Origin of the sequence: Nocardioides sp. NPDC000445 (assembly GCF_040300245.1) — a bacterium.
Taxonomy (GTDB): Bacteria; Actinomycetota; Actinomycetes; order Propionibacteriales; family Nocardioidaceae; genus Nocardioides.
Genome location: NZ_JBEPDH010000005.1, coordinates 300,830 through 312,118, shown reverse-complemented (window position 1 = coordinate 312,118; position 11,289 = coordinate 300,830). Strand labels below are relative to the sequence as shown.

Here is an 11,289-nt window from a genome sequence, read left to right as displayed (position 1 = left end):
GCGGCAAGGACCTCCTGGTCCTTGCCGCGCTTCTCGTTGTCCTTCTTGTCCCCGGAGCGACCGCCCGTGGTGCCATTTTGTTGCTATCTTGTGGTTCGACACGAGCATTGATGAGCGTCTCAGGTGTAGATCACTCGGGGAGGCATCGTTGTGACGGACCCATTCTTCGCCGCGCTGCGCGAGCGCCGTCCAGACGTCGACATCGTCATCCTGCCTCCGGCAGACCCTCCCGAGCCCTTACCCGAGGCGACGGCCGATGAGCTGAGCCGGTCGGCGCAGGTGGTCGACGCCACGGTCGCAGCCATCGCCGCACGCCTGCCGGAGCCGACCTCGGACGGGCCGAGGTGGGAGCCGTACAACAGCGAGAACGTACGCCGCTGGGCCCAGCTCGAGGCTCGAACAGCCGACGGCGACGCGATCCTGGCCGGCCTCGATCAGGCGTTCCGAGACGCGAGGTGGCACTCCAGCGTCGCGGTGAAGGCGTTCCACCGTTGGACCGCTTCCCGAGCGGACGTCCAGATCGTCGGCACCTGGTCCGGGCGTCATGACCGGCTCGTGGTGACCGTGACCGGCCGGGTCCTCCGCCCCACGCCGACCGTGCGGGAGGCGCTGGTATGACGCTGCACGTCGAACCCGCCAAGGTCCAGTCCACGGCTGCCGCATGGGATACGGAGAATCTCCATCTCACCGCTGCGGCGAAGCAGATCAACGGTGTCGGCGCAGGTGGCTTCACGCCGACCGTGGCGAACCTGGTCGGACAGTTCATCGAGGCCTGGCAGGCGATCGCGACGAAGTCCGCCCGCTCCGCCGAGTCCCAGGCCGACGGGCTGAGGAGCGCTGCGATCGGCATCCTCGAGACCGACGCGAAGACGGATATCAACGCATCCTTGGTGCTGAGCAGCATCAGGGAGATCCGGTGACCATCACCGTCTCCCTGCCCCCGAGGCCGAGCGAGACGCCCGAGTTCACCGCGGACGGTCAGAAGGTGCTGGAGATGGGGTCCACCCTCCGCACCTCGTCGTCGATCTTCGACGACCACGGCTCCTTCGTCGGCGGAAAGGCGAGGGACTCCGGCCTCCTCGACGGCCGGGCGGCCGCCGCGTACGCCCAGGCACTCAACCCCATCGGCACGCACGCCGATGCCTGCTCGCTGGCGTTGCGCGCCGCGGCCAACGCCGTCCTGGCCCATGGGGACGAGCTGGTCGATCTCACGAGACGTCATCGGGATCTGAGGGGAGAGCGGGAGCGCCTGACCCGTCAGATCGACGCGCTCACCGCCCGCGCGAACCCGCTGCCGACCGACGAGGCCGAGCTCCGGACCCTCCAGTCGGACTGCGACCGCTGCACCGCCCAGGTCGAGACGTACGAGTCCGACCTGGTGAGGTGGACCGAGGACCTCGAGGCCAGCGAGGAGAAGGTCGCGGCTGCGCTCCGCGATGCGATGACCGAGCGGCAGATCGACCAGAAGTACGCCGGAGTGGCCGATCCGGCCGACACCGCCAGGGGCTCGATGCCGTCCGGAAAGGACCCCGAGGCGGTCAAGGCGTGGTGGGACGGGCTCACCGACGAGCAACGAGCAGGCATGACCACCGCGTACCCCGAGATCGTGGGCAACACCGACGGCATCCCGGCTGCCGACCGCAGCGCGGCGAACACGATCTCGCTCGACCGCGACCTCGCCGAGCTCGGCGCCATCCCCGAGGACCAGCGCACCGACGACGAGCAGACCCGCTACGACAACGCCCGCGCCGCCGACGAGGCACGGCGGAAGATCGACCGCAGCGTCGATCCGGCCACCGGTGAGAACTACGACGCGCAGATCTACATCTACGATCCGATGGCGTTCGACGGTGACGGCGCCGTCGCGATGGCCGTCGGCGACCTGGACACGGCCGAGAACGTCTCGGTCAACGTTCCCGGCCTGACCACCGACATGGAGTCCGCCGACGGAAACGCTCAGAACGCCATCAACCTCCAGCAGGCGGCCTCGTTCGAAGGAGGTTCCAGCACGGCGACGATGTTCTGGATCGGCTACGACGCGCCCAGCGGCGCCGACTCGGGCGGTGTCGCAGGCGAGGGCATGGCGACCGCCGGCGGAGAACGTCTCGCCGACACCCTCGACGGCCTCAATGCCATGCGCACCGACGACTTCCATCTGACCGCGATCGGGCACAGCTACGGCTCGACGACCGTCGCGCACGCGATGACCGACGACGACCCCGAGGTCGACGACGTCATCCTGCTGGGCAGTCCCGGCGCCGGCGACGACGCCGACTCCGCCGACGACCTGGGCATCGGATCTGGACACGTCTTCGTCGGCACGAACAGCGAGGACCTCGTCGGCCGGCTGGGGCAGACAGGCTGGGTCAGCCCGGCAGCCGTGGGCGCGGGTGTGCTCACCGGCCCGCTCGGTGGCGTCGTCGCCCAGATGGCCGGCGCCGGCCTCGGCCACAACCCGGCTGAGGACGACTTCGGTGCCGTACGCTTTCAGGCCGAGAGCACCAGCAGGGGGTCCATCCCCAACATCGACGACCACGTCAAGTACTACGACCACGACTCGGAGTCACTCGCCAACATGGCCCACATCGTCAACGGTCAGTACGACGAGGTGGTGCGCGCCGGGCAGGTGTACGACCCGTGGTACCGCGACCCGGTCGATCCGGAGAGCGACCGCACGCCGACCAGCCCGAACACGGACGGCCGATGAGGGGGCGTACCCGGGCCGTCATGGTGGCGGCGCTGATGATCCTGATAACCGGAGGATGTGGCGACGTGAGCGACAGCACCTACACGCAGCTGGAGCAGCAGCGCGACGACGTACTCACCTGGGCTCGCGATCTGTCATCGGTCGCCGCGACGACGCTGGACGCGTCTCCCGAGAACGCGACGGAAGGCTACGACGGCGTTGACCGGTCCGGACTCTCGGACCAGTTCACCTCCTACAGGTACGACGTCCAGGCCGACTTCGTCACCGAGCAGGAAGACCCGCTGACTGCATTGAGCGACGACCTCTCGGAGTACGACCCGACCATCACCGGGAACGCGCTGCGGCTCTCGCACGGCGATCTGACGGCCATCTTCCAGACCTACCCGAAGGGCCCGGGAAAGGTCGGCATGTTCGTCGAAGGGGCGCCGGTCGAGATCGACCACGACCAGATCCGGGACTGGAAGGGCTACGTCGTCGGCGAACCGGTCGACCTCAGTTGACGACCCGGTAAAATCGGCGCATGACCGCCGCCGAGCCGACCGAGTCCACCGCCTTCCTCCCCGGAGGGGTCGAGCTGGCGTACGACACGTTCGGAAGCCCCGGCGCTGATCCGCTGCTGCTGATCATGGGGCTCGGCGGCCCGATGACCTGGTGGAACACCGAGCTGTGCGAGCAGCTCGCCCAGGCCGGGTTCTACGTGGTCCGCTACGACAACCGCGACATCGGCCACTCCTCGCCGCACCCCTCCGACGAGCGGATCACGCTCGCGCGGCTGGCGCGTGCGTTCGCGGGGCTGCCGACGCGGGCGCCGTACGCCATGGACGACCTCGCCGACGACGCGGCCGCGCTGCTGACCCATCTCGGCATCGACTCCGCGCACGTGTGGGGTGTGTCGATGGGCGGGATGATCGCCCAGACCCTCGCCATCCGCCACCCCGACCGGGTGCGCTCGGTCTGCTCGATGATGTCGACCACCGGCCGTCGCGGTGTCGGCTTCCAGCACCCGACCCTGCTGCCCGCGCTGGTCATCAAGAAGCCCGGTCTGGAGGGCTACATCGAGCGCCAGATCAAGGGCGGCATCCAGATCGGCTCCCCCGGCTTCCCCGAGCCCGAGGACGAGGTACGCCGCCGCGCGATCGACACCTGGAACCGCGGCGTCAGCGGGCCTGCCGTCGCCCGACAGATGCTCGCCGTGCTCACCCAGCCCGACCGCACCGAGGACCTCGGTCGCATCCGGGTCCCGTTCAGCGTCATCCACGGCCTGACCGACAAGATGGTCCACGTCTCCGGCGGCCGGGCGACCGCCGCGGCCGTCCCCGGCTCGGAGATCACCCTGTTCAAGGGCATGGGTCACGACCTGCCCCGAGCACTGTGGCCGGCCTTCATCAGGGTCGTACGCCGCACGGCCGACCGAGCCGCCGACCGCACCGTCTCCGCCTAGCAGATGCGCGCCTCGGTCCCCGAGGGCGAGTCGGGCTCGCTGCTCGCCAGGGCGCTCACGGACGTCGCCGAGCCGATCGAGGACGAGGCGGTGACCGCGAAGCTCCTCGACGCCGCCGCGGAGCAGTTCCGCCAGATCGGGATCAGGCGGACCACCATGGAGGAGGTCGCGAACCGCGCCGGGGTCGCCCGGATCACCGTCTACCGGCGCTTCGCCAACAAGGACGCCCTGGTCGAGCAGGTCGTACGCCGCGAGTTCCGCCGCTACTTCGACCAGTTCGTGCTCGACATCGCCGATGCCGCCGACGCCGCCGAGCGCGTGGAGATCGGCTTCGCCAGCGCGATGCGGGCGATCCGGGGCAACCCGCTGATCGGAGGCCTGCTCACCGTCGAGACCGACTCCCTGGTGCACTCCATCGTCGGCGACGGAGGCCGCACCGTGGCCACGATCGCGCGCTTCGTCGCCGGCCAGCTGCGTCGCGAGCAGCGGGCCGGCAACGTACCCGCCGAGATCGAGGTCGACCTCGTCGCCGAGCTGATGGTCCGCACCTCGACCTCGTTCCTGGTCACCCCGAGCGAGGTCGTCGACATCGACGACGAGGCGCAGCTACGCGCGCTCGCCCGGCTGTTCCTGGTGCCGCTGATCGAACCCGGCAGCCGCCCGAACTAACCTTCGGCCTGGCCCCGGAGATACCGTGAGACCATGCACGACCACGGCTCCCTGCCCCCGCTCGGTTGGTCCGAGTTCTTCACCACCTGGAGTCTCCAGCCCGGCTGGCTGCTCGCCGTGGTCATCCTCGCGGCGGGCTATCTCACGCTCCGCAACGCCGCCGGAGCGGCCTCGACGGTCAAGGGCTGGCGGGTGGCGTCGTTCCTGACCGGCCTCGGCCTGATGTACGTCGTGGTCGCCTCGGCCATCAACGGCTACGCGATGGCCCTGGCCTGGATGCACATGGTGCTCCACCTGACGCTGATCATGGTCGTGCCCACGCTCCTGGTGCTCGGTCATCCGCTCACCGTCATCGCCGAGACCGGCCCGCGGGCCGAGCGGGCGATGCGCTCGCTCCCGGTCACCATCCTGATCCACCCGGTCACCGGCACGCTGCTCTACTCGGTGGTCATCATCGGCACCCACCTGTCCGGGTTCATGGACTCGATGGCACAGAGCACCTCGCTGATGGTCGGCGAGCAGGTGCTCTACGTCGTCGCCGGCTTCCTCTTCCTCACCGGCGCGATCGGCGAGGAGAAGGTACGCACCGACCTGCCGTACCTGGGCCGGATCGCGCTCCTCGTCGTCGGGATGGTGCCCGACACGATCGTGGGGATCGTGATGCTGCAGACCGAGCGCGACCTCTACCCGGTCTACTCCGGCGCCCGGCCCGAGTGGGCGCTCGACGCGGTCAAGGACATCCAGACCGCCGGCGGCCTGATGTGGGCCGGCGGCGACGGCGGCATGATGCTGCTCGCCATCGGCCTGGTGATCGCCGTCGTCTCCTCACCCGAGCGCCGGGTCAAGATGACCGGCCGCTTCCTCGATGGCGTACGCAGCAGCCGGCTCGCCGAGGAGAGTGCCCGGGGCACGACTGAGGGCCCCGCCGAGCCGGGATCCGTGGATCCCGACAGCGACGAGGCCCTCGATGCCTACAACGCGATGCTGGCTCGGATGAACCAGCAGCACTGAGTGCGTCGGTCGGCGCTCAGTTGACGCGCAGGCCCGACTCGGTGTCGAAGACGTGGACGTCCTCGGGGTCGGTGGTGACGTAGATCGTGTCGCCCTTGCTGACGTGGTCCTTGGAGGAGACCCGGACGATCAGGGTCGACGGGACACCCTCGACGTCGCTGGTGCCGTAGACGTAGGAGTCGGAGCCGAGCTCCTCGACGACGGTCACCTGGACCGGCAGCCCGCCCTGGCCCTCGCCGATGACCCGGAAGCTCTCCGGACGCACGCCGACGGTGATCTGCGTGGGCATGTCGGTGGTGCCGACGGGGACGACGTACTCCCCGATCTTCGCGCCGCCGCCGTCGGCAGCGGTGGCCTTGATGAGGTTCATCTGCGGCGAGCCGATGAAGCCGGCGACGAAGAGGTTGACCGGCTTGCGGTAGAGGTTGAGCGGGGTGTCGACCTGCTGCAGCTCACCGTTGCTCATCACCGCGACGCGGTCGCCCATCGTCATGGCCTCGACCTGGTCGTGGGTGACGTAGACGGTGGTGATGCCGAGGTCGGCCTGGAGCTTGGCGATGTCGGTGCGGGTCTGCACGCGCATCTTGGCGTCGAGGTTGGACAGCGGCTCGTCCATGCAGAAGACCTGCGGCTGGCGGACGATCGCACGGCCCATGGCGACGCGCTGGCGCTGACCACCGGAGAGCGCCTTCGGCTTGCGGTCGAGGTAGTCGGTCAGGCCCAAGGTCTTGGCGGCCTCGGCGACGAGCTTGTCACGCTCGGCCTTCGGCACCTTGGCCATCTTCAGCGAGAACGCCATGTTCTCGGCGACGCTCATGTGCGGGTAGAGCGCGTAGTTCTGGAAGACCATCGCGATGTCGCGGTCCTTGGGGGCCACGTTGGTGACCTCACGGTCGCCGATCCTGATGGCACCCGAGTTGACCTCCTCCAGCCCGGCGAGCATGCGCAGGGTGGTGGTCTTACCGCATCCGGACGGGCCGACGAGCACCATGAACTCGCCGTCCTTGATCTCGAGGTCGATGCCCTTGACCGCGGGCTCGGCGGCGCCGGCGTACCAACGCTGCGCCTTCTCGAACGTAACTGTTGCCATGATTCCGTTGTCTCCTTCACCGGCAGGTACGTGCCGGACGATCCGTTGTGAAGTGACCGAGGACACATTTCCTCGGCGGAGACACCATAGCCCACATCGGTTATCAGCGCGTCAAAGCCCGGCACACAGCTGGTGCGCAACCCTCGTAGGCGTTCAGCCGGCGCATCAGGTCACGGGCGTACGGCTTCGCGTGATCCTCGGCGAAGACGTTGCGGTCTTCCCACGGCCGGTCGTAGCGGTAGAGCTCGTAGGCGTAGTCGGTGCCCTTCCAGGACTTGTCCAGGTCGAACCGGACCAGCAGGCCCTGCGAGCCGCGCACCCCGATGTAGGACGGGATGATGTCGATGGTGCCGCCCGAGCCGCTGTCGAGGTCGACCTCGCCGGGATGCGACTTGGCGTAGGTGTGCTCGAAGAAGGCGTACCGCCCACCCGGCAGCCGCGGCCGGCTCAGGGTTTCCGCGAACGAGGTCCCGGAGACGTACGACGGGGTCGGAGCGCCGGCGATGTCGAGGAACGTCGGCGCGAGGTCGATGTTGTTGACGAACTGGCTGCGCTTGCCCGGCACCACGTCCGGGCCGACGACGACCATGGGCACGCGGGTGTCGGAGTCGTACGGGGCGCCCTTGCCGCCGTTGAGCTGGTGCTGTCCCAGGTGGAAGCCGTTGTCGGAGGTCAGCACGATGTAGGTGTCATCCCCGGCGGCCTTCCGCACCTGGGTGATCATCCGGTCGATCGACTGCACCATCCGGGCGCGGTCGCGGTACTGGCTCAGCGCGGTCTCGTCGCTCAGCGAGACCTTGTTGGTGCGCCAGGCGGGAGCCTGCGACGTACGTCCTCCGCGGCCGAGGTAGGTCGGCGCGTTGTCCCAGCGGTCGTCGCCGTAGCCGACCAGGTCCGTCAGGGTCAGGTCGGCGCACGCGACTCGGCCGCAGTTGCCGCCGGTCGGGTCGCCGGCCGGCGCCTGGTCGGCGAATGCGGGCGGGAACCAGGTGTCCAGGCCCGGGTAGTGGTGGCCCAGGCGGGAGTGGGGGCCGTACGCCGCGATCTCGAGGAAGTAGGGATTCTCGTCGTCGCGATGCTTCTCGATGAAGTCGAGGGCATAGTCACGGGTGACGTTGCCGGCGTACCCGGCGTCCTTGACGGCCGGGCCGGCCGAGGTCGGCGGCCTCGGGTGGTTGCGGAGCTGCACCGCGCCGTCGTCGTCGAGGAAGGTGCTCTGGTAGCCCCAGCCGCCGTAGGCGCCGCCGAGAAGTGCGTTCCAGGAGTCCCAGCCGGGCACCTTCGGCGGCGGGACGCGCTTGCCGTCGGAGCCGACGGTGGCCTCGTAGGCGTTGATGTACTTCCCCACGAAACCGGTCGTGTAGCCGGCCTCCTGGAGCCCGATGCTGAACTGCTTCTCGACGTTGCCGTAGCGCTGGAACGCCGACCAGCCGCCGACCGGGTGCTCCGGGTCGTTCTGGGTGTTGGTGAGGACCTTGGTGTGGTGCGGGGTCTGCCCGGTCAGCAGCGCCGCGCGCGAGGGGCAGCAGAGCGAGTCGATGACGAAGGAGTTCTGGTACGTCGCCCCCTCGGCCGCCATCCTGGTCGCCTCCGGCATCGTGCGGAGCAGCTCCAGGGAGAAGTCGTCCATCAGGATCAGGACCATGTTGGGGCGCTCGTCGGTCGTCGCGGCCAGCTCCGCGGCGTCCTCGACCGGCGCGGCCGACGGGTCGGCGGCAGCAGAGCCGGCGGCCACCGTCTTCGGGCCGAGGACCAGGAGTCCGGCGATCAGGGCCACGACGGCCAGGAGTGCGGCGCCCAGCAGTGCGCTCCACTTCGGCTTCATCCCGAGACTCCTTTGTCTATTATGTAACTACACAATATCTTGTTCAGGTGAGATTAGTGCCTGATTTCCAGGCACGACAAAATCGGTCCGCGGAGCGGACCATCCCCGAGATGGTGTTGCTCAGTGCAGCTCGTGCGGCGGCGGCATCTTCAGCTGCCGCGAGCCCTTCGCTTCCTTCAGCGGCTTGCGGATGACCGTGACGCCACCCATCAGCGCCAGGCCCTTCACCCGCAGCACCGGACCGCCGGTCGGCTCGATCCCGCGCGGACCGACGTAGCCGCCCATGATTCCGACTCCCTGCATCACGACCTGGACATCGGGGCCGACGGTGATGTTGACCCCACCCATGATCGCGTTCGCGTAGATCACGGTCTCCTGCGCGGAGAACTGCGCCTGACGCATGTCGAGCTCGGCGCCGCCCATCAGGGCGATCACGTTGCCGGTCGCCGGCACCGTCCAGACTCCGCGACGGTCGACACCGCTCATGATCGCGACGTAGAGCTGGCTCTCGATCGGATTGGCTGCGAAGACGGCGGGGCTGCTCGTGGTGGCGGGCTTGGACACCGGAACCGGCGGCGCCGGGGTGCCCGCGGCCGGCAGGTCGACCGTGATCGGGATCAGGTCGGCATACGTCTTGGCCTTGAAGGTCGCCTCGAGGCGGTCGTCGAGCTCATCGATCTCCAGGCGGCCCTCGCCCGCGGCTTCGCGCAGGATGTCAGCCACCTTGTGGCGGTCGGCATCGCTGATCCGGAGGTTCGGATCAGGATTCTGGCCGCGGAATGGCTCGGGGGTCGTTCCCATGGGGCGAATGCTAGTGGGGGCTTCGAGACTGTGCCTCAACAATCCCCCCACACCCTTCACTCCAGGCCGAGATGCTGCTTCAGCGTGCGCCTCGGGCCGCGCGGGCCCCGGCGCTTGACGGTCACGTCGCCGAGCACGGCGAGGCCCCGCACCCGCACCACCGGGGAGTCCGCGGTGAGCGCCTCGGGCACCTTCTCCGAGGGCTCCTTGAAGTCGCCGAGGACGCCGTTGCCCTCGACGATCACGTGCACGTTCGGCGGGACGGTGACCTTCACGCTGCCCAGGACGGAGGTCGCGTTGATGACCACCTCCCGAGCCGAATAGTGCGCCTCGCGCAGGTCGATGTTGGCGTCACCCAGCACCGCGTTGACCGAGAACTGCTGGGGAACCACCCACACACCCTTGCGCTCGACGTTGCTCAGGAACGCGCTGGCGCTGTCGCTCGCCGCGCCCTCGCCGTAGACGACCGGCACCGCGGCCGATGGCGGTGAGACCGGCGCCTGCCCCGCGACCGGCAGGTCCTGCGTGATCGGCTCCAGGTCGGCGTACGTCTTGGCCTTGTAGGTCTCCTCGAGCCGCTCCTCCAGCTCGTCGATGTCCAGGCGGCCCTCGCCGGCAGCCTCGCGCAGGATGTCGGCCACGGCGTGGCGGTCGGCATCGCTGACACGCAGGTCGGCTCGGCGGGGCTGGCCGGGGTGCGGTTCAGGGAGTCCCATGGTCCTGAATGCTATCGGCGTACGTGTCGCCCGTCTCTCAGGTTCAACCCTGATGCTGACCACTGACCGATTGGTGCGTACCCCAGTAAATAGTGGGTACTCCCGCGGCCGGGCGATCTCCACCAGCATGGATGACGTGTCAGAAACCAATGGAAACTCGATCCCCTCGACCGACGTCAGCGTGCTCGGCCTCGGCGCGATGGGCAGCGCGCTGGCCACCGCGCTGCTCGACGCCGGTCGTTCCGTGACCGTCTGGAACCGTACGCCGGGCCGGGCCAAGGAGCTGGTGGCCCGCGGCGCCGGTGCCGCGGACTCGGTCCCGGCGGCGGTGCTGGCGAGCCCCGTGGTCATCGCCTGCCTGCTCGATCACTCCTCCGTCGAGGAGAACCTCGGCCTGGCCGCCGGCGAGCTGCGCGGCCGCACCCTCGTCAACGTCACGACCACGACGCCCAACGAGGCCCGTGCGCTCGCCTCCTGGGCGGCCGAGCACGGCGTCGGCTACCTCGACGGCGCCATCATGGCCGTGCCCGCCATGATCGGGTCCCGCACGGGCCAGATCTTCTACAGCGGCTCACGGGCCGCGTACGACGCCCTGCTGCCGACGCTCGAGATCTGGGCCACGAGCGAGTTCCACGGCGAGGACGCCGGCCGGGCGTCGCTGGTGGACCTGGCGATGCTGTCGGGGATGTACCAGATGTTCACCGGCTTCTTCCACGGAGCCGCGATGGCCGCCACCATGGGGATGAGCGCGGCGGACTTCGCCGCCCGGCAGGCTCCGTTCCTCGCCGCCATGACCGAGGAGCTCGCCGGCTACGCGACGGTCATCGACGGCGGCGACTACTCCGTCCCTGGCCAGCAGAGCCTGGAGTTCTCCGACCTCTCGCACATCGTGCGAGCCAGCGAGGAGGAGGGGGTCGACCCCTCCCCCATCGCTGCCGTCCAGGCACTGATCAGCGAACAGATCGCTGCAGGGCACGGCTCGGAGGGACTCGCGAGGGTCTACGAGAGCCTGCGGTCGGACTCGTAGCC

At 69.0% G+C, this 11,289-nt stretch carries 12 protein-coding genes; 8 read left to right on the top strand and 4 right to left on the bottom strand.

Annotated elements, in window-relative coordinates:
- The first annotated feature begins 150 nt into the window (after positions 1–150).
- The 7 genes from ABT304_RS09340 to ABT304_RS09310 all read left to right on the top strand — a co-directional run bounded on the left by ABT304_RS09340 (position 151) and on the right by ABT304_RS09310 (position 5,828).
- The gene (locus ABT304_RS09340; RefSeq protein ID WP_350714671.1) at positions 151–618 is read left to right on the top strand and encodes a hypothetical protein; all 468 of its coding nucleotides are present in this window, start codon (positions 151–153) and stop codon (positions 616–618) included.
- Positions 615–920, top strand: a complete 306-nt coding sequence (locus ABT304_RS09335) for a hypothetical protein (RefSeq protein ID WP_350714670.1) — start codon at positions 615–617, stop codon at positions 918–920. The genes ABT304_RS09340 and ABT304_RS09335 overlap by 4 nt, the downstream gene beginning before the upstream one ends.
- Positions 917–2,707: an alpha/beta hydrolase gene (locus tag ABT304_RS09330; RefSeq protein ID WP_350714668.1), complete on the top strand. Its 1,791-nt coding sequence runs from the start codon at positions 917–919 to the stop codon at positions 2,705–2,707. Before ABT304_RS09335 ends, ABT304_RS09330 begins: the two co-directional genes overlap by 4 nt.
- 65 nt (positions 2,708–2,772) lie before the next feature.
- The gene (locus ABT304_RS09325; RefSeq protein WP_350714666.1) at positions 2,773–3,207 is read left to right on the top strand and encodes a hypothetical protein; all 435 of its coding nucleotides are present in this window, start codon (positions 2,773–2,775) and stop codon (positions 3,205–3,207) included.
- Between the two features lie 20 nt (positions 3,208–3,227).
- Positions 3,228–4,148 (top strand): alpha/beta fold hydrolase, encoded by a 921-nt coding sequence (locus ABT304_RS09320; RefSeq protein ID WP_350714664.1) that lies wholly within the window; start codon positions 3,228–3,230, stop codon positions 4,146–4,148.
- 3 nt (positions 4,149–4,151) lie between these two features.
- Positions 4,152–4,817, top strand: coding sequence for a TetR/AcrR family transcriptional regulator (locus ABT304_RS09315; RefSeq protein WP_350714663.1), 666 nt, complete (start codon positions 4,152–4,154; stop codon positions 4,815–4,817).
- A 33-nt stretch (positions 4,818–4,850) separates the two neighbouring features.
- A complete protein-coding gene (locus ABT304_RS09310; protein WP_350714661.1) occupies positions 4,851–5,828 on the top strand; it encodes a cytochrome c oxidase assembly protein in 978 nt (325 codons plus the stop codon).
- Between the two features lie 16 nt (positions 5,829–5,844).
- Here the strand turns inward: ABT304_RS09310 and ABT304_RS09305 are convergent, their stop codons facing one another.
- From ABT304_RS09305 to ABT304_RS09290, 4 genes are all read right to left on the bottom strand, one after another.
- Positions 5,845–6,918 (bottom strand): ABC transporter ATP-binding protein, encoded by a 1,074-nt coding sequence (locus ABT304_RS09305; RefSeq protein ID WP_160024877.1) that lies wholly within the window; start codon positions 6,916–6,918, stop codon positions 5,845–5,847.
- Between the two features lie 103 nt (positions 6,919–7,021).
- Complete coding sequence (locus ABT304_RS09300) at positions 7,022–8,743, bottom strand: sulfatase-like hydrolase/transferase (protein WP_350714660.1); 1,722 nt, start codon at positions 8,741–8,743, stop codon at positions 7,022–7,024.
- A gap of 120 nt (positions 8,744–8,863) precedes the next feature.
- On the bottom strand, positions 8,864–9,544 hold the full coding sequence (locus ABT304_RS09295; protein WP_350714659.1) for a DUF1707 SHOCT-like domain-containing protein: 681 nt from the start codon (positions 9,542–9,544) through the stop codon (positions 8,864–8,866).
- Positions 9,545–9,600: 56 nt separating this feature from the next.
- Positions 9,601–10,260, bottom strand: coding sequence for a DUF1707 SHOCT-like domain-containing protein (locus ABT304_RS09290; protein WP_350714657.1), 660 nt, complete (start codon positions 10,258–10,260; stop codon positions 9,601–9,603).
- A gap of 127 nt (positions 10,261–10,387) precedes the next feature.
- On the opposite strand from ABT304_RS09290, the gene ABT304_RS09285 reads away from it, so the two are divergent.
- Entirely contained in the window at positions 10,388–11,287 is a 900-nt protein-coding gene (locus tag ABT304_RS09285) for an NAD(P)-dependent oxidoreductase (protein ID WP_350714683.1), read from the top strand.
- Positions 11,288–11,289 lie beyond the last annotated feature (2 nt).